The sequence below is a fragment of the Thioalkalivibrio sp. HK1 genome (genome assembly GCA_000583135.1).
In the GTDB taxonomy this organism is placed as follows: domain Bacteria; phylum Pseudomonadota; class Gammaproteobacteria; order HK1; family HK1; genus HK1.
Map to the genome: position 1 here is coordinate 15982 of JFBG01000010.1, position 18786 is coordinate 34767.

Here is an 18786-nt window from a genome sequence, read left to right on the forward strand (position 1 = left end):
CGATATGGGCTCTCGGATCTTACGATCATCGAGACATGACATCTTACGAGACGGGCTTTTACGACACGGCCTCCACTCTCGCCGCGCAATATTTGAATTCCGGGATCTTGCCGAATGGATCGAGGGCGGGGTTGGTCAGGCGATTGGCGGAGGCCTCGGCATAGCAAAAGGGGATGAAAACGATGCCCTGAGGGACGGCGGTATCGGCTCGGGCTTTGAGTTCGATCTCTCCTCGCCTGGTCTGAACTCGCACGAGATCGCCGGCTTCGATGCCGAGATTGCGCAAATCGACGGGGGAGATACTGGCCACCGCCTCCGGCTCCAAACGATCCAGCATATCGGCGCGGCGGGTCATCGCTCCGGTATGCCAGTGCTCGAGCTGCCGACCGGTGGTCAGAACCATCGGATAGCGCTCATCCGGCTGCTCGTTCGGCGGAATGATCGAGGCGGGCACGAGACGCGAGCGGCCGTCCGGCGTCGGAAAGCCCTCGCCGAAAACGATATCCATCCCCGGGCGATCCGGAGCGGGACAAGGATAGGTGACCGCGCTCTCGGCGCGCAGTCGATCCCATGAGATATTGTCGAGCGAGGGCATCACCCCTTGCATTTCGGCGAATACATCGGCCGGCCCTTCATATTGCCAGTCAAGGCCGATCCGTCGGGCAATTTGCCCAATGATCCACCAATCCTGACGGGCTTCGCCGGGCAGGGCGAGGGCTGCGCGCCCCATCTGCACTTGGCGGTTGGTATTGGTGACCGTCCCGTCCTTTTCCGGCCACGCCGATGCCGGCAACACCACATCGGCATGGAAGGCGGTCTCGGTCAGGAAGATATCCTGCACCACCAGATGTTCCAAGCGGGCGAGACCGGCGCGGGCATGCCCGACATCCGGATCGGACATCGCGGGATTCTCGCCCATGATGTACATGCCCTTGATCGTCCCCGCATGGACCGCATCCATGATCTCCACCACGGTCAGACCGCGTTCGGCATCGAGCGCTCGCCCCCAAAGATCCTCGAAGCGGGCGCGGATCTCCTCGCTCTCCACCGATTGATAATCCGGAAATACCATCGGGATCAATCCGGCGTCCGAGGCGCCTTGGACGTTGTTCTGGCCCCTCAGGGGATGGAGTCCGGTGCCGGGGCGACCGACATGCCCGGTGATCATCGACAAGGCGATCAGGCAGCGGGCATTGTCGGTGCCGTGGGTATGCTGCGAGATCCCCATCCCCCAGAAGATGATCCCCCGCTCGGCGCGGGCGTAGGTGCGAGCGACCTTGCGCAGGAGATCGGCTTCGATACCGCAGATCGGAGCCATCTCCTCCGGCGTGAAATCCTTGATATGGCGAGCCAAGGACTCGAAACCCGAGACCTTAGCCTCGATATATTGCCGATCGTAGAGCTCCTCGGTGATGATGACATTGAGCAGGGCGTTGAGCAAAGCGACATCGGTGCCGGGGCGAAACTGCAGCATGTGCGTGGCGTGGCGGCGCAGGGAGTGGCCTCGAGGATCCATGACGATCAGCGTCGAACGCTTGGCCGCCTGTTTGAAGAAGGTGGCCGCCACCGGGTGATTCTCGACCGGATTGGCCCCGATCACGATGATGACATCGGACTCCTCGCAAGCGGTGAACGGTGCGGTCACCGCCCCCGAGCCGATCCCCTCGAGCAGTGCGGCCACGGAAGAGGCATGACAAAGGCGCGTGCAATGATCGACGTTGTTGGTGCCGAAACCCTGGCGGACCAACTTCTGGACGAGATAGGCCTCCTCGTTCGAGCCCTTGGCGGAGCCGAAGCCGGATAGGGCGGAAGAGCCGTCTCGCTCAGCGATAGCAACGAAGCCGGCGGCGGCGCGATCCAGAGCCTCTTCCCAGCTCGCCGGGCGAAAGTGGGTGAAGGGATCGGCGGGATCGATCTCGCAATCGGCGGATTTGGGGGCATCATCGCGCCGGATCAAAGGGGTGCGAAGACGGTGGGGATGGGCGACGTAATCGAATCCGAAGCGACCCTTGACGCATAGACGCTTGCGATTGGACGGACCGTTGCGGCCCTGCACCGCCATGATCCGATTTTCCCGCGTTTGGTAGGTGATCTGACAACCGACCCCGCAATAGGGACAAACGCTATCGACCTCTTCGAGCGCCAAGCGGCGATCTTTACCCGTCTCATCCACCAAGGAGGATTCCATCAACGCCCCGGTCGGGCATGCCTGGACGCATTCCCCGCAGGCGACGCAGGTGCTTTGCCCCATCGGATCGTCGAAATCGAAGACGATCTTGGCCTTCGATCCGCGCCCCGCCATCCCGATCACATCGTTGACCTGCACCTCGCGGCATGCGCGCACGCAAAGATTGCAGTGGATGCAGGCATCGAGCTGCACCCGCATCGCCGGATGGCTGGCATCGGGGGCGGGGGAGGCGTGGGCGGGAAAGCGGCTGCCTTGCAGATCGAGGCGCTCGGCCCATTGCCAGATCTCGGCATCGTGTCGGTGGGCGTTCTCGCGAGGCGGCTGATCCGCAAGCAGGAGTTCCATCACCATCTTGCGCGAGAAGAGGGCGCGGTCGCTGCCGGTGCGCACCTCGATATCGGGAGCGACGAGACGCTGACAGGAGGCGGCGAGGGTCCGCTCGCCTTCGATCTCGACCATGCAGGCGCGGCAATTGCCATCGGGGCGGTAGCCGGGTTCGTCGGCATAGCAAAGATGGGGGATATCGGTGCCGATGCGCTGCGCGACCTGCCAGATGGTCTCGTCGGGGCGGGCTTCGACCGGCCGACCGTCCAAGGTGAAACGTATCGTTCGGTCGATCGATATTTGGTCGGTCGATAGTTCGTTGGTCGAAGGCATCTTTCGATTTTCCCGGTTCTTACGGATTTCTTCGGCGGATTATCGGGGCGCTCAAGCATCGGCCATGACTATCCGGCGTCTCGTCGATGATCTCGCAGGCGCTTCTCATGACGATCTCATCGGCGAGAGGGACGAAAAAGCGGCATCTAGCGCGAAAGCCCCGCCTCTTCTTTGAAATATCGCAGCACGGCATTGAGCGGATTGGCCGCCGCCTGCCCGAGCCCGCAAATCGAAGCGTCGCTCATGACCTGTCCGAGTTCGGCAAGCAGAGCTTCGTCCCAAACATCCTTGTCCATCAAACGCACCGCCTTGGCCGTTCCCACGCGACAAGGCGTGCACTGCCCGCAACTCTCGTCTTCGAAAAAGCGCATCAAGTTGAGGGCCACCGCCTTCATGTCATCCCGATCCGAGAGCACCACCACCGCATGGGAGCCGACGAAACAACCGTGCTTTTCCAAAGATCCGAATTCGAGCGGCAGATCCGCCATCGATGCCGGCAGGATGCCGCCGGAGGCCCCGCCGGGCAGGTAGCCGCGTAAGCGATGGCCTTCGAGCATGCCGCCGCAGAATTCATCGACGAGTTCGCGCAAGGTGATGCCCGCCGGAGCCAGTTTCACCCCGGGGGATGCAACCCGCCCGGAAACCGAATAACTTCTAAGCCCCTTGCCTCCGTTTCGTCCTTGGCTTGCGAACCACTGCGGGCCTTTTTCGACGATATCGCGAATCCAGTAGAGGGTTTCGACATTTTGCACCAAGGTGGGGCGAGAGAAGATCCCTTTCTCCGCCACATAAGGCGGGCGGTGTCGAGGCAGGCCGCGCTTGCCCTCGATCGATTCGATCATCGAGGACTCCTCGCCGCAGATATAGGCCCCGGCGCCCCGGCGAAGATGGATACGGGTGTGGGGGATGAGCCCGGCGTCTTCCAGTGCCGCGATTTCGCGCAACAGCAACTCGCGAATGAAGGGGTATTCGTCTCGAAGATAGAGATAGACCGCCTGCGCTTCGACGGCCCAGGCGGCGACCAAGACCCCTTCGAGAAAGCGATGCGGGTCGCTCTCCAGATAATGGCGATCTTTGAAGGTGCCCGGCTCCCCCTCGTCGGCGTTGACCGCCATCAGTCTCGGCCCGGCGAAGCTGCGCACGATGCGCCATTTGCGTCCGGTGGGAAATCCCGCACCGCCCAGCCCTCGCAGCCCGGACTCGTCCAATATCCCGGCGATCGCGTCGAAATCGATCTCCTCGCCCAAGCAGCGGCGTAGAAGGTCGTAACCGCCATCGTCCCTATAGGCGGCCAAGGGGCGGTAATCGGGAATGCGGGGGGAGAAATCGCCGGACTCCACGACGGCCCGGATCGATGATTCATCCGCATGATCGACATGGCGATGGCCGACTTCGGCCACCGGAGCGCGGTCGCAGCGACCCATGCAAGGTGCGCGAATCACCCGCACTTGCCCTTCGTCGATCTGCGAGGGAAGACGCTCGAGCAGGGCCTTGGCGCCGGCCAGTTCGCACGACAGGCTGTCGCAGACCCGTATCGTTATCGGCGGCGGCGAAGGCTCGCCCTCGCGCAGGACATCGAAATGGGCGTAGAAGGTGGCGACTTCGAAGACCTCCGCCATCGGCAAGCGCATCTCTTGGGCCAAGGCGGCGAGGTGAGCGGCACCGATGCAGCCGAACTTGTCTTGGATCAGATGCAGATGCTCGATCAGCAGATCGCGCAGCCTCGGGCGATCGCCGAGCAGATCTCGAACCTCTTCCAAGGCCTTCGGATCGACCTGCCTTCCTTTGGGAAAGGGACGAGCGGCTCCGCGGCCGGATCCGGGATGACGGCGGCGACGAGGCGCCTCGTGATGTTCAGGTGGCATGCGTTTTCGGATATCGGATGAAGGGCGAGAGATCGTTCGCACCGTCGGGCTCAAAAGCGCGCATCTTCCGGTGGATGACGGGGATTTCTCGTGGTCACCCCCTTGTCGGGGAAGACGAAGAAACCATGGAAATACCCGTATCCAGCGGATGCGACCATGTCGACGGGGCTCGCACAATGCTAAAAGTGGCAAATATAAAGCCAATTGGAATGGAAAAAGGCGAAAAGATTATCGGGCGGCGCTTTTTTCTGTCTTCATTCGGCGGGCTTGGTCAGATGTGACAACCGAAGGTTATCCGCTCCCGGCACGAGCATCGACGGGTAGCCGTCAATATCGTCGACGATCGAGGCATCGAAAGCCTAAGGGTGCTCGAGATTCCTCAAGACCGGGCAGAGCGGTGACAGGCTTTTATGGAGTCGATATTGTGGTGCCGAATATCAGCCAATCGCATTGAAGAAAGGGGTTGACAACACTCCCTGAATTTGCTAATAGTGGAGTCAGGTTTTCGAAACGATGCGTCAATCCACAATCGGCAGTCAGCAACCGGCAAGAGGAACAAGACGATGAAACAATTCATGGCGGTAGGTGCAGCGGTGATGATGCTCTTCGGCTTCGTCGGGGCGGTTCATGCGGATCCGCAAGAAGCGACCGGTCAAGGCGGAATTCAGTATCGGTCTTCGGTCGAACAAGAGATGCAGACCGCCGCAATCGAGTGGCTGAATGAGAATGTCAAGACGCTAGATCAAGCCGATGCGTTGTTTGGCATCCAGACGGCGATGGATTGTTCCGGGGGTTGCAATGGAGACCCTTATAACGGGCAATCGGGGCATTTGAAGGTCGAGCCTGATGATGACAGCGAAAGCATCAAACTGGAAACCGACCCGCTTTGCGCCGTCGATGCGTACTCTTGCTTTCATCTGGTGAATAACGACACTACGGTGGATTTCAGCGAGGATGAGCGTCCGATGCAAGTGTCGCCGTTGATGATCTTCTTCATAGTCGCTTGGTTTGCCACATGAACGAGTGATATGCAATAAAAAAGGGGCTCCATGCGAGCCCCTTTCCCTTTGGCTTGGCCATTCTTTTACGCATATCAGGCTACCCCTTTTTTATCCGCCACCCTCTCTTGAGTGAACATTAATCGAAGATTCGTCGGGTGCCTGCAAAGCGCATCCTCGATAATGCGAACTCGCTTGACATCTCGAACGCCTCATTGAAGGGTTCCGCATCGATGCCGCTTTATTTGCATTGTCAGGGCAGAAAATTGGAGAGTTTATCAATCTCCTATCCTACCGATTGCCCGGTGATATTGCCTACGAGGCCTCTCGTAGTGCGCATTCTTCGTGCACTCGTCCCCCCGGCGGATCCGAAGGGCGGCCATGATCGAATCCGCTTCGATCGAGGGATCGATCTTGATGGTCGATATCGCTTTCGAATCTCGATCGGATTCGATATCGATGCTAGCGGGGCGGGATTCAAAAGCGGGACTTCGCCTCTTGCGCCAAGTATTCCAAAGCCGCCCCGACCCCGCCTCGACGATGGGGCACCTGCGCCAATTCCAGCCCCATCTCGATCCCGGCGAGCGTCCCGGCGAGCATCGGATCGTTGAAGGCCCCCAAATGCCCGATACGAAAGACCCGATCGTTCAAGCGCCCGAGACCGTTGCCCAAGGACATGTCGAAACACTCCAAGATGGTGCGTCGCAAGGCATCGGCGCTGTGTCCGTCGGGAAGAAGCACCGCGGTCAAGGACGATGATTGCTCTTCCAATCGACGAGCCCACAACTCCAGCCCCCATCCGCAGACCGCCCGGCGCGTCGCCTCGGCATGGCGGTCGTGGCGGGCGAAGACATTGACAAGCCCCTCCTCCAAGAGCATGTCGATGGCCTCGGCGAGACCGAAGAGCAAGTTGGTGGCCGGGGTATAAGGGAAATAGCCGCTCTCGTTCGCTTCGAGCATCGCATCCCAATCCCAATAGGAGCGCGCCATGCCCCCCGAACGAGCGATGGCCAAGGCTTTGTCGCTGATGGCATTGAAGCCGAGCCCCGGCGGCAACATCAGGCCTTTTTGCGAACCCCCGATGCTGACATCCACCCCCCATTCATCATGGCGATAGTCGATCGAGCCCAAGGAGGAGATGGTATCGACCAGCAGCAACGCCGGATGGGAGGCGGCGTCGATGGCGGCTCTCACCTTGGGAATATCGCTGACGATTCCGGTGGAGGTCTCGTTATGCACCACCGCCACGGCCTTGATGGCCTGCGCGGAATCGGCGGCGAGAGCGGACTTTATCCTTCGATGATCCGCAGGGCTTCGCCAATCCCCTTCGATGACCTCCACCTCGAGACCCAAACGAGCGGCCATCTTCGCCCAAAGGGTCGAGAAATGTCCGGTCTCGCAGATCAATAGCCGTTGACCCGGCTGCAAGGTATTGACAAGCGCCGCTTCCCAAGCGCCGGTGCCCGATGAAGGAAAAATCGATACCGAGGCCTTCGTTGCGAAGATTTGCCGCATCCCGGACAGGACTTTTTTGCCCAACCCGGCGAAAGCCGGACCCCGATGGTCGATCGTCGGTCGCTCGATCGCCCGCAGGATACGACCGGGGACATTGGTCGGCCCCGGGATCTGCAGAAAATGTCGTCCCGCCGCTTCGTTCATGCTCTTAGTGCCCTATCTTGGTTTCGAACTGCAATCGATCGATTGAAGAATACACCATCGGATCGGCGCAATATCCGATGCTCGATATCGATCGAAGCCCCCCTTTGTCCATCCGGATCGTTTCATCGATTACCGGTTTTCAAGATGACCTTCTTGCGATATCGCATCGATTCTCTTGCATCTTGACTTTCGTACATCGGGGAAGCGATGAAAGCCATCCTTTTCGATATGAAGATGAGGCCCATCGATCGTTATATAAAAACCCTATCACCTCGCTTTATATGCTTTGCTCGGCCATCGTCGGCGGCGGCTCGTCATTGACGAATCATCCTTGGAGGGTGAACTCACGGATATGCCATTTCCTATTATCCCTATCGGCAACCACTCGACGACCCCTTGACAACCTAGGCTACGGATCGGAGGCTTGGAATTTTTCCAGCCTTGCGACCGCCATCTGAAAATATTCGGGTTCGAGTTCGCAGCCGACGAATTGCCGATCGTTCAAAAGGGCGGCCACGCCGGTGGAGGCGCTGCCGGCAAAGGGGTCGAAGATCAAATCGTTTCGATGGCTGCCGGCGCGGACGATGCGTTCGAGCAATGCAACCGGTTTTTGCGTCGGATGCCGCTCGATCGATTCATAGCCCGTTTCATTCGTCTTTTCGCGCGCCGGTATGGTCCAGATATCCTTCATCTGCATACCGCCGTTTTCCTCGCGCATCTCCGGATAGTTGAAAACATGCTTGGATTTCTCGCTCTTTGCCGCCCATAACAGGGTCTCGAAAGAATGCGTGAAGTATCGGCACGAGAGATTCGGCGGCGGATTCGGCTTTTGCCAGATGACGGTATTGAGGATCTTCATCCCCAACTGCTGCATCGCAAATCCCACGGAGTGGATGATGTGATGGGTCCCCGAAACCCAAAGGGCTCCGTCTTGCCGAAGCAATTTTTGGCAGCGCGAAAGCCAAGCGGTGTTGAACGCATGATTGATATCGGCCCCTTGGGAGCGATCCCATTCACCCTTGTCGACGCTCACCCTCTTTCCACCATGACAGGTGGTGCCGCCGTTCGAGAGAAAATAAGGCGGGTCGGCGAAGATCAGATCGAAACACCCTTCCTCCCCGACGTGCTCGATATAGTGATCCATCACTTCCAAGCAATCGGCCTGATATAGACGCACCCTTCCGGAAAGAGCATGGCTTTTGCGAAAGATGTCTTGCCGCATCTGCGGCAGCATCTCGATTTTCTCGGCATCTTCTATGATCATCCAATGCCTTCCCTTGGGGATGATGGTCCCGCGGCATCGATCGAAAGAGGGCTATCCACCCGATAACCCCATCCGATCCGGTCAACGAAAAACTCATCGAGACAGAAAAAACAGAGCGATCGGCGCGCATCGAAGCCTTCGAGCCTTGAAGCGCGCGATGATCGATCTTCGCGAAAATCGTCGGAAAACGGACGAAAATCCGCCCAATCCCGACCCCTTGAAAGGGGGAATTATATCGGATAGCGCCGAATATCAACCCATCGCTTTGAAGAAAGGGGTTGGCAACCCCCTTTCCGATTCGTATGCCCATCGCATGCAATCGGCGCGATTCGTGTTCGCCTTGGGTGGGCGATGACCCTTGCGATGGGGGGAAGGGCGAAGGGCGAAGGGAGTCTGGGAGGAAAAGCGTTTGCTTCCAAAATCGAGATCTCGGGATCTCGGTGATATCGAGCATCGAACGATATCCCCAAGACTCTTATAATTCCTTCTCGGGGAGGGCTGTTTCTTGGAGCACCCCAAGGAACGTGGCAAGGGACTTGACAAGGGATATCGGTGCGCAAAGGCAAATGAAATCATCCCGGCCCTCTTCGAAGGCCGATGGGAACTCCATCACGAGGCGCGATCGACTTCGCTGCGAAAGAGCGATCGAGGAGCGATCGAGCCTTTTTTCGAACCCGACTCCTGCTTTCGAAAACTGTAAGGAGGAATAAGTGAGCCACCGGATAGACTTCGAGGATATCGTCTCGATCGATAGCCAAGAACCCGAGGCCGCTCGGGGCAGCGCCTTGAATGCGGTGCGAGAAGATCCATCCCTTCTCGATTGGTTCGGAACGGAGGACGCCCTCACCGAGCTCGATGTGACCGAGGACGACTACGACGGGAGCGACGAGACATTGGCGGCGATGCTCTTGGCTCAACGGCTTGCCGAATCCCCTCTCGTCGATTACACGGACGAGTTGGAAGACCCCGAATCCGAGGAAAACGCGCGTTTCGAGGTGATCGGGGCGACGATCGAAAAAATAGGGGGCTTTTGAAAAGACATCGTTATTTTTATCGTATCATCGAAAGCGGCACGCTCTTGGCGCCCTTCATCGAATGGCGCTCGAGGTCTTGGTTCCTTGGATCTTTGCCTTGGCCATCGAGCGGGATATTCGCATCGGTCCATCGCATCCGATGCTTCGGGGATTTTTTCGAGGACCGAGGACCCAAGACCGCCCCCTTGATAATCGCAACGGAGCGGATATCTTCATGGAGGCATCCGATCGATCGCGCCACTTTGTTATCCATCGATGCGTCCTTTCGAACGCCATCTCGTCCTATCCGCAAACGGGGGTTGTCATCGATCCCTTCATCGGCGCGCCTTGATCCCCCGGTCTCGATCGATTGCATGACCTTGGATATGGCATGAGCGAAACCCCGACCCCTTCCGACTCCCTGATCCCCGCCCTCGGTGCCGCCGGATATTTCGCGGCCGAGCCGGTGAGTATTCCGGTGGATCGGATCTTGCGTCTCCAAGGCTATCGCGAGCCGGAAAAGGTGCGTCGCCCCATTCGTCGGGCGGCGAAAAAAGCGGCGGATATCGCCGATGACATCACCGCCGGGGAAGCCGGCTACCGACGAATAGCGATCGAATCGTGCATCGAATCGCGACTGACGCTGGCGAGCGGGGAGTGTTTCGAGTGCGGGGCTTTCCCGCATTTTCTCCACGAGAGCGACTCCGTCCTGGTCTTTGCGCTCACCGCCGGGAGCGCCTTGGACAGTGCCATCGACGAACTGATGGCCGCGGACGATGCGGTCACCGCTCTTTTCCTCGATAGCGCGGGGTGGCTGGCGGTGGAATCGATCACGCGCCAATTCGTGCGCCGTCTACGGGTGGATTGCGAGCCTTCCGGTCTTCGTATCACGCGCCGAATGGGTCCTGGCTATACCTACCGCGTGGGTCAGGAGATGCTGTCTTGGCCCTTGGAAGAGCAAACGAAACTCTTCGCCGCGCTCGGCGATGATGCATCCCCGGTGGAGGTGCTCGAAAGCGGGGCGATGCTTCCCAAGATGTCCCGCTCCGGGCTTTACGGCCTGCGACCTAGGTCTCCGGCGGGCGAGCGCGAACAGATGGATGATTGAAAGCCTCGGCGATCGATTTTTTTCGAAGGATCGATCGTTTTCGAAAAAAAGAACAAGGGGGAATCATCGATGACCGAAAAGAGCGAGCGCGGATTCGATTTCGTGCATGCAAAGGCCTCCGAGGCCCTTTGGAATCCCGGTCTGCGAGAGATTTTCGAATACCGAGATCTTGGCATCGAGAAGGGAACCGGCGGTCGATATATCGCCCATATCATCCGCGCGAACGGCAAAAAGGCCGATGACGAGGTGCAAAAATGGCATCGGCACCATTGCGATTTCCAACTCGTATTGGTGCTCGAAGGCTGGGGGGAATTCGAATACGAAGGCCAAGGCATTCACCGCCTCGAGCCCGGGGATTGCGTTCTCCAACCACCTAAGATCCGTCATCGGGAAATCGCCTGCTCCGAGGACTTCAAGGTGCTGGAGATCGTCTCCCCTGCGAACTTCTCGACCGAGATCACAAAGGCTCCCTAAGGTCTTTGTTTCGGGGAAGTCTTTCGGGCCGGCGAATCGAGAGCGAATCGAACGAGAATCCATGCGTTCGTTATCGGGCGATATGGTGGGGCTTTTATCCTCGAACCGTCATCTTGGTCGTTGATCGAGTCGACAAAAAATGATCGAGTCAAGCAGATGATCGGCCTTTTGCAGCGCGTGGATTTTGCGAGGGTGGAGATCGAAGGCGGGGTCGTCGGGGCCATCGATCGCGGACTGATGACGCTGATCGGGGTGGAACGCGGCGACAGCGAGCGCGAAGCCGAGCGCCTGATCGAACGATTGATCGGCTACCGCGTTTTTTCCGACGATAAGGGCAAGATGAATTTGAGCCTCGCCGATACCGGGGGCGGCCTGCTCTTGGTACCGCAATTCACCCTTCCCGCCGACACTCGCTCCGGTGCCCGCCCCGGGCTTTCCCCCGCCGCGCCCCCGGAGATCGGGCGCAGGCTTTTCGAGCACGCACTGGATTTCGCTCGCTCGCATCATAAGGTGGTCGAAAGCGGCCGCTTCGCCACCCGCATGCGCGTGGTCTTGGCCAACGACGGCCCGATCACCTTCACCTTGCGGGTGAATCCCGCCGGCGGCGATGCGAAGGGGTGATATCTCGGCGCCCATCCCGACGCCCACCGCTCGATATCTGAAAACGCTATCGAACCCGCTCGGGGACCCGACAACCCGGCAAGGGCTTCAAGAAGAAAGCCCCACCAAATTGGGCTTTCTCCGCCCCTCTTGAAAATAGAAGGCTTCGAAGCGTTCCATCTGCTTGATCCGATCCATCAGATCTCGCTCCTGCTGCGAACCCGCCACATTGCGCACCAGCGATTTGGCATCGGCCTCGTTGAGCCTTAGAACCAGATAATTCGCGATCGCGGAAAAAACCGAAGGATCGAAATCCTTCGCCTCTTGCGATGCAAGCACCAAAGAAATGCCGTACTTTCGACATTCCTTGGCCATGGTGGGGATCAACTTCAAACCGGCGGCACGATGCGCCTCGTCGAAGATCAACGCATGGGTGATTCGATCTTGCAGGCCGCGTTGAAACATATCTTTATAAAGACCGTAAAACACCAACGAGGCGAATGCCCTTTGAAGATTGTCATTTTGCGTGCGGTGCACCCGAATCACGATCGGCTTGTCGCTATCCCATAGACTGCTCTTGACCTCTCGGGTCTTGAAAAACCCGTAATCCTCGAGTTCGTCCAAACGGGTCAGCAAGTTGCGCAAGCCCTGATCCGGCTTCGGTTCCTGCCTTAGAATCTCGACGAAGCGACCGAACTTAGGGGTTTGCATTTCATCCGAGATATCACCCTTCCCCCAGCCCTTCTCGATAAAACTTTGTTTGACCGCCTCTCGAATCCTTCCCGCTTGGATACTTCCGAGACCGGGAAAAATCGCCAAGAAAATATCCCGGATCGCCCCCGCCGCATCGAGGTGGGCATTGCGATGGGCTCGGTCCATGACCTGCAAGGGATTGAAATCAAGCCCGTCGAAATCGACGAAGCGCGTCGAATCGATCTCCTCGACGAGTTTTTCGTCGATATCTTGATGGAAGGAAAAGATGATCGGCACGATTCCCTTGGCGCTCATCTGCTTGCAAAGATTCAGCAAACAAGTGGTCTTGCCCATCCCCGGCAACCCGCCGATCAAAAGATGGGGATTGCCTTTGATGGTCACGCTCCAATCGACATCCGCTCCGGTATGCCGATCCTTTCCGAAGCGGATCGAGGGGGAGGTCGGGTCTTGAGTCGGTTCCGGCGAATGATCGTTCGTATCGGGTCGCCGGCGAGGCATCGAATCCAACAGATCCGCAGGGCCGAAAAGATAGATACTCGTATCCCCGTCATCGAGCGATATCTTGGTCGGCTTCTTCGATGAATATTCGGGGCAAAATACCCAGCCCCGATCATCCTTGGGCTCCTTGTCTTGGGAATTCGAGAAGGAATAATCCCCGCCCTTTTCGATCATCTTGTCGATCTCGGCGGTAATTTCCTTGTATTTCTCATCCGAAAGACAATGCCGCTGCGCTTTTTTCGCATAGAAATGCAGCACGCGGGCGAGTTTGGCTCGCCGAATCGACCGTATGGATTGGCGTTTTTCCTCGAAATAACCCTTTTCCCATCGATCGCGAAGGGTGCCTATTTGTTTTTCGATCCTTTCCAGCAGATCCGGATCTCTTGCGCTATATAGATTGGAGCGATATTTCACCTCGATGAATTGAAAGCGAAGACCCCGACGAGGGCTCACCGAAACATAGATCAGATCCGGACGAATGCCCTTGATTCTCTCGCCCCCTTCTTGCAAAGGCGGCAGGATATCCAAAACATCGTCGACGGGGATGAAAAATCCCTGATCGAGGGGCAGTGAGCACTCGTCGTCTTTGGATCTGTTATTGCAAAGAGCATGAGAAAAAGCCAGAGCGACGATCTCCGATATCTGCGCTTGGATATTGCCGGTCAATCGAATCACGAGCCTTCCGCTCAATGCTTTGAGGCTTTGCATCAGAAATTTCGTATTCCTAGCGCTATGATCGAGACCCATATCGCCCAAGGCGCGGGCCAAGATATCGTGCATCTCCTCCAAATTGCCGGTGGATGTGACCAGCTGCAGGCAGCCGAGATCATCTCGCTCCGGCACGCAATCGATCACATACGTATCGTAAACATCCCGGTTATCACGAGGGGAATCGAAATATTCGACCCCGGCATTGCGATCCAAGGTGATCACCCAATCGCATCGCCTGTGGATATTTTTGAGGCTCCTTTCTTTTTCATCCGAGATACCGGTTTTTAGAACCGGCCACGGATCTTTGGCCTTCGCCCCGATATGCCGAGCCGTTGCTTGATAGATCGCTTGTTGCAAGCGATTCAAGCGTTCGGAATGCGCCCTTTTCGAAGGGTGTTTTTCTCCTTGCCTCTCCCCCTTGCCCGCCGGGCGCACCACGCTATGCCAAACCGGCATCGGCGAGTTCTCGTATTCCCGATCGAAAAAAGAAAGCAGCCCGAAGGCATAAAAAGGAGCGGGGGCGGGCGAAGATCGGCCCTCCCCGTCCACGGATACGACATTGGAATCGAAGGTATCGAAGGCGATCGCAAGATGGGCCGCCTGATCCGGAACCTCATGATTGCGTTTCGCCCAGCGCAAGCGCGGCATATTGATATCCCCGTGGAGCCTGACGGAATCGAGCATCCATCGATCTCTGGCTTCCAGGGTTCCGGCTCCGCGCCTGCGTTTTTCCGTCGCTTCGGCGATGAAACGCCCGGCGACCGAGCGTTGTTCTTTCGATGGATAGAACTCCAAGAGGAATAGAGGGCCGCTCTCCGCTTCCTCATCTCCCCGCATTTTTTTATCCCTCGCCTCCTCCTCTTGGAATACCTCGCCCAAAGCCCGGGCAACGGTCAGCCCCGCTCCGGCGCGCATGGCATGGATGCGGATCTGTCGCGGGATATCATCGCGGCGGATATCATGGCATTCGATATATTTGAGAATTTCATTGCCCAATATCTTGGCGCTTTTATCCCCGGTGGTCGGGCTTGCATTCTCCGCACCCGCACCGCCCAAGGCCCGGGCCAAGATAGCGATCGAGGCTTTGGGTTCTTTATTGCTCTCGGGCACCATCCCCACCGCATGAAAACCCAAGGTATCGGCGAAGACGAAAGCCCCGCCTTCGGCATTGGGATTGGGCAAGAAGGCGGGGAACATGGCTCCGTCGAGTCCCTCGAATTCCTTCAAAAGATCCTTTGCCGGGGGGCCACCTTTCGATTCTTCGAATGCGGCATGCAATAAAAGATTGTCATAGGCGACATGCCAAGCAACCCGCAAGGGATGCGAGGGAAGAACGATCAGACCGATGGATTTTTCTCCCGAAAGAGGCTGTACTTCCACCGTATGGCATAGCGTCAGATTCGGGTCATCGTTTTTCGAAAAGGCATCCGACCATGCCTTGAGATAGCCGGAAACCGTCTCGAAAATCTCGCTATTCTTTTCATCGTAAATCTGCCCTGGCCCGCCGCATAGCCCGAAAAGCCTCGACATCTTCGCACCGGCCGTCATCAGACGTTCATGATGCGACTTGTCGATTCTTGCGAATCCCTCCATCGGTTTGAATTCCAAAGCGTCTTTTTCTTTGGCCCAATCCCCCGATTCTCGCACCCTGATCGTCCACCGCCCGAGCGCCCCGTTGCCGGCAACCCATTGCCTTTCCACCTCCTGTATCAACGGGGGATAAAAGACCCGGTAATTTTTATTGCGATTGTTTTCTTTGAAGGTCAAGGCGAGGAAGTCTTTGGGATCGATCCTCCCGCCCTTGCTCTTATCCAAAGACTTGGCCGGAATTGCGATATTTCCTCGATCGTCGAGATCGATCGCCCCTTCGGAAAAAGTCCGTACCCTCTTGCCGGTGCTTTCTTTTTCTTCTTCCTCTTCCGTTTCCCCGGAGACGATCGCGAAAATCTCGCTTTCTGCGCTCACTTCCTCTTTGTTGACAACGCTGATCAGCACTTTGGCGGATGAGATGCTGAAATCATCGTCAAGGGATGTGAAACTATCGTTCGTGAAGATGATCTTTTCTTCGCCCTTCCCCGAATGCGGCTGATCGACGGGCTCGGTGATTTCTTCGTCTCCGGCCATGACCACGATCCGATAGAAAATATCGTTTTTGCGTATGCCCTCGGGTTTGACCTTCCATTTGACGGTGAGCTTCGAATACTTTCCGCTCTCCTTGGCATTCGGATCGATGATCAAAGAGGGAACCTCGTCATCCTCTTTTTGTTTGAGCCCCGACCATGGGAAGGGGCGACCGTTCTTTGCTATCCAACTCGTCATATTGATCGATTCGACATTTTCCGGATCGACGGCTTCGATCTTTCCGATCCGAAGATCGTCCCCGATCTCGGCCATCATTTCGAGGGGAGAGACGGCCTTGGATCGATTGAGAATCTCATGCAGTTTTTCTTTCTGCTCGTTGCTCGGACGCAATCCCAAGGCTTCGAATTCCTCGTCGATCGAATAACGAGATGTGGCGGAGAAAAAACGATCCGCCAATTTGCGCGACAGAATCAGATCGTTTTTATCCTGCTCTTCGCTGACATTCTGCGAAGCATCGATCGGCCATAGTCCGATCGAATGAAGGCGCTCTCCGGGCGGACGACCGGAATCCAAGACACCGCAGAGGAAATCGAATTCGCTCCACGGGGAAACGCCGCTTCGTCTTCTCGCTTCCGTACACGCTCTACTTGCAAAATCACTCACTCGGTTGAGTCGTTCTTTTTTTATCTTGGCAATAGCGATCCCCTTCGCTTTGCCGAAAAGCGTCTCTTCGTCGATCTCTCGCGCGGCGCTGTAAATTCCATCCATCCCCGCACCCGCAAGATCGGTATCCACCAAGAGCAATGCCGGATCGCTTTTATCCTCTCGAATTTCCACCGCACGATCCGCGGTGATAGTGCGACGAGCATCGTCCGTACGATCCGCAACCCGGTAGACCTTCCAGCCTCCGACCAAAAATTCGCTTGAGGAAGCGGCCTTCTCGATGACCTCGGAATCCAAACAACGCACGAAGGCCATGGTGCCGTTTTCGAGGGATTTCGAATCGGCATCGTCGGTCGCCAGAACTTCTTCGAAGGCCTTGGCCAACAAGGCACCGTGTGTATCAGTCCATCCCATCTCGAATCTCCTTGTCGAATTCGAAGCGAGGACGCAAACGTTTCATCGATTCGGCATCGTTGACCCCGATCAGCAATCCGAGATCGCGCAAACGCCTTTCGAGGATCGATTTATTTCTTTCCAAACAGGTATTCGATATATCCATCCCCGGTGGGGAACGATCGATATGAAATCCGTATCTTTTGCGGATCAGATCGATGAAGGCTTTGAGAGAAATTTCCGAACGCTCGCTACCCTTTCTCTTCGGCAGCGCATGTAAATGAACGAGATATCCCAATGCCGCATCGCTCAATACCAAGGATCTCGCATCCACTCTCGTTCCGTCTTGAGTCCTCTTTCTTTTGATAACGATCCCGTTGGGGCGATTGGTATGGAAGCACGAATCCATCATGCTCGTGAATTTCCCGTAGGTATAGGATGTCCCCATCAGACTCGTCAATCCTCTGGCCAAACGAAAGATCGGGTTGACATGGTTTGCCGTCTTCGGCAATTCCCCTAAGAGCAGACTCTTGGCTTCGGCATATTCATTCTCTTGCGGATAGTTCTTCATCAACTCCATCGACAGCATTTCCGTTTTATCTTCGATCCGAAGATGGAGCCTTTGCGCCTGTTTATGCCGAAGATAAAGCATATCTCCCAAGAAATTCAGCCATTTTATCGAATGAGGCCAAGTCGGAAAATCCTTGTCATCAATTTTAGGATCGGCCGATACTTGAAAATCGAGAATACGAAGAACCATCAAAATCACGGGAAGATCTCTTATGTGCCGCTGCTGCTCATCCATCGATCGCTCGGCCGTTTCTCGGATGTTTCTATCCACCCCGAGCGAGCAGTCAACGAAAAGATCGGCCGGTCTTTGGTTCTCTTTTTCATAGATCCGACCCTCTTCCGCCCAATACGATACTGCCTTGGTGGTTGCGGTCAGCATCGATGTCAACCCGATCGCCATACATGATTCGAGCATTTCGATCAGGTAATGACGGGGGATCGACTTTGCATAAGATTTTAGAAAAAGACGAATATCCTCGGAAAATTCCCGACTCGTCTTTTCGACGATCGGACGTTGGTTGGGAATCTTGGCCCCCGATGCACGTTGGACATAGCTCTTCACCTTCTCTCTCGATGGATCGGGAGCCTTGCCGATGAATTGAGCCAAGCGAATCATCAGCAGCTGATCCAAACCGATGGTTATCTCGTTTTCATCGAAACGATCCGATGCTCTATCATCGATCAAAGCGTTTTCGCTTCTTATCACCCCCTGATTGAAGGCTCGAATCAAAAGGTTCTTCTCCGAACCGAAACCGACGGCAAAGGGATTCTCCGGCTTGCCCTTTTCGGAATCATCCTTGCCGGTCTTGACGAACTCCTCTTGACCATCGGCCAAGATGGAAACCATCATTTCCGGTATATTACGCAAGTTGGCTTGGCGATCAGGGAGATCGATCCAACTCGATAGATAGTGTGTCGGATAGACTCTTTGTATCTTTTTATCGCGGCCCGGTTCATACGACTTATTTCCCAAACAGGAATTCAGCAGGAAGTCGCCCAAGATCGCCTTTTCAGTCTCGTCATCGAAACCCTTGAAGTCATCTTTTTGCGTCAACGCCTTGCCGACTTGATCGATCGTCGCTTTCTTCTCGCTTTTTCTGGCAGGCTCGGCATCCAATGCGAAGAATTTGAAGAAGGCTCCGGTGCCTCGACGCTCGCCATAACGAAAGAGATAGAAGATCGAAGGTAGCATCGTCGAGATATCGAAATCCTGCATCGTTACCGGAAAGACCTTGTAGTAGTTATTGGTCCAAATTGCATCGAACATCGTCCGAGTCAGAGTATCTCCGACGATCTTTTGTACCGTTTGAGGCTCGGAGCCGGACATGG

The 18786-nt window shown here is 56.5% G+C and carries 12 protein-coding genes; 6 read left to right on the plus strand and 6 right to left on the minus strand.

The annotated features are described in order from the left end of the window. Positions 1–58: 58 nt before the first annotated feature. Positions 59–2845 (minus strand): formate dehydrogenase subunit alpha, encoded by a 2787-nt coding sequence (gene fdhF, locus BF99_RS20105; protein WP_051482756.1) that lies wholly within the window; start codon positions 2843–2845, stop codon positions 59–61. 146 nt (positions 2846–2991) lie between these two features. Beyond that, entirely contained in the window at positions 2992–4710 is a 1719-nt protein-coding gene (locus tag BF99_RS0103235) for an NAD(P)H-dependent oxidoreductase subunit E (RefSeq protein ID WP_025769737.1), read from the minus strand. A gap of 17 nt (positions 4711–4727) precedes the next feature. On the opposite strand from BF99_RS0103235, the gene BF99_RS0103240 reads away from it, so the two are divergent. Both BF99_RS0103240 and BF99_RS0103245 read left to right on the plus strand, forming a co-directional pair. Beyond that, positions 4728–4991: a hypothetical protein gene (locus tag BF99_RS0103240; RefSeq protein ID WP_025769738.1), complete on the plus strand. Its 264-nt coding sequence runs from the start codon at positions 4728–4730 to the stop codon at positions 4989–4991. Positions 4992–5273: 282 nt separating this feature from the next. Then, positions 5274–5729, plus strand: a complete 456-nt coding sequence (locus BF99_RS0103245) for a hypothetical protein (RefSeq protein WP_025769739.1) — start codon at positions 5274–5276, stop codon at positions 5727–5729. A 456-nt stretch (positions 5730–6185) separates the two neighbouring features. On the opposite strand, the gene BF99_RS0103250 is transcribed toward BF99_RS0103245, so the two are convergent. Then, positions 6186–7367, minus strand: coding sequence for a pyridoxal-phosphate-dependent aminotransferase family protein (locus BF99_RS0103250; protein WP_025769740.1), 1182 nt, complete (start codon positions 7365–7367; stop codon positions 6186–6188). 409 nt (positions 7368–7776) lie between these two features. Further along, a complete protein-coding gene (locus BF99_RS0103265; protein WP_197019025.1) occupies positions 7777–8631 on the minus strand; it encodes a DNA-methyltransferase in 855 nt (284 codons plus the stop codon). Positions 8632–9341: 710 nt separating this feature from the next. Between BF99_RS0103265 and BF99_RS0103280 the strand changes: the two genes are divergently transcribed. From BF99_RS0103280 to dtd, 4 genes are all read left to right on the plus strand, one after another. After that, positions 9342–9665: a hypothetical protein gene (locus BF99_RS0103280; RefSeq protein WP_025769744.1), complete on the plus strand. Its 324-nt coding sequence runs from the start codon at positions 9342–9344 to the stop codon at positions 9663–9665. Positions 9666–10035: 370 nt separating this feature from the next. Further along, on the plus strand, positions 10036–10752 hold the full coding sequence (locus BF99_RS0103290) for a hypothetical protein (RefSeq protein WP_025769746.1): 717 nt from the start codon (positions 10036–10038) through the stop codon (positions 10750–10752). Between the two features lie 69 nt (positions 10753–10821). Next, on the plus strand, positions 10822–11226 hold the full coding sequence (locus tag BF99_RS0103295) for a cupin domain-containing protein (protein WP_025769747.1): 405 nt from the start codon (positions 10822–10824) through the stop codon (positions 11224–11226). Positions 11227–11382: 156 nt separating this feature from the next. Next, positions 11383–11847, plus strand: a complete 465-nt coding sequence (gene dtd / locus BF99_RS0103305; protein WP_025769748.1) for a D-aminoacyl-tRNA deacylase — start codon at positions 11383–11385, stop codon at positions 11845–11847. Between the two features lie 87 nt (positions 11848–11934). On the opposite strand, the gene BF99_RS0103310 is transcribed toward dtd, so the two are convergent. Together BF99_RS0103310 and BF99_RS21795 are read right to left on the minus strand one after the other, a co-directional pair. Then, positions 11935–16908, minus strand: coding sequence for an ATP-binding protein (locus BF99_RS0103310; protein ID WP_156013141.1), 4974 nt, complete (start codon positions 16906–16908; stop codon positions 11935–11937). Beyond that, a complete protein-coding gene (locus BF99_RS21795; protein ID WP_156013142.1) occupies positions 16895–18784 on the minus strand; it encodes a hypothetical protein in 1890 nt (629 codons plus the stop codon). Before BF99_RS21795 ends, BF99_RS0103310 begins: the two co-directional genes overlap by 14 nt. Positions 18785–18786 lie beyond the last annotated feature (2 nt).

What these genes read in the sequence shown, in the direction of transcription:
- BF99_RS0103290 (WP_025769746.1), top strand. Translation starts at nt 10,036, where the DNA reads ATGAGCGAAACCCCGACCCCTTCCGACTCCCTGATCCCCGCCCTCGGT.
- BF99_RS0103295 (WP_025769747.1), top strand. Translation starts at nt 10,822, where the DNA reads ATGACCGAAAAGAGCGAGCGCGGATTCGATTTCGTGCATGCAAAGGCC.
- BF99_RS0103250 (WP_025769740.1), bottom strand. Translation starts at nt 7,367, where the DNA reads ATGAACGAAGCGGCGGGACGACATTTTCTGCAGATCCCGGGGCCGACC.
- BF99_RS21795 (WP_156013142.1), bottom strand. Translation starts at nt 18,784, where the DNA reads ATGTCCGGCTCCGAGCCTCAAACGGTACAAAAGATCGTCGGAGATACT.
- dtd (WP_025769748.1), top strand. Translation starts at nt 11,383, where the DNA reads ATGATCGGCCTTTTGCAGCGCGTGGATTTTGCGAGGGTGGAGATCGAA.
- BF99_RS0103265 (WP_197019025.1), bottom strand. Translation starts at nt 8,631, where the DNA reads ATGATCATAGAAGATGCCGAGAAAATCGAGATGCTGCCGCAGATGCGG.
- BF99_RS0103240 (WP_025769738.1), top strand. Translation starts at nt 4,728, where the DNA reads ATGAAGGGCGAGAGATCGTTCGCACCGTCGGGCTCAAAAGCGCGCATC.
- BF99_RS0103310 (WP_156013141.1), bottom strand. Translation starts at nt 16,908, where the DNA reads ATGGGATGGACTGATACACACGGTGCCTTGTTGGCCAAGGCCTTCGAA.
- BF99_RS0103245 (WP_025769739.1), top strand. Translation starts at nt 5,274, where the DNA reads ATGAAACAATTCATGGCGGTAGGTGCAGCGGTGATGATGCTCTTCGGC.
- fdhF (WP_051482756.1), bottom strand. Translation starts at nt 2,845, where the DNA reads ATGCCTTCGACCAACGAACTATCGACCGACCAAATATCGATCGACCGA.
- BF99_RS0103235 (WP_025769737.1), bottom strand. Translation starts at nt 4,710, where the DNA reads ATGCCACCTGAACATCACGAGGCGCCTCGTCGCCGCCGTCATCCCGGA.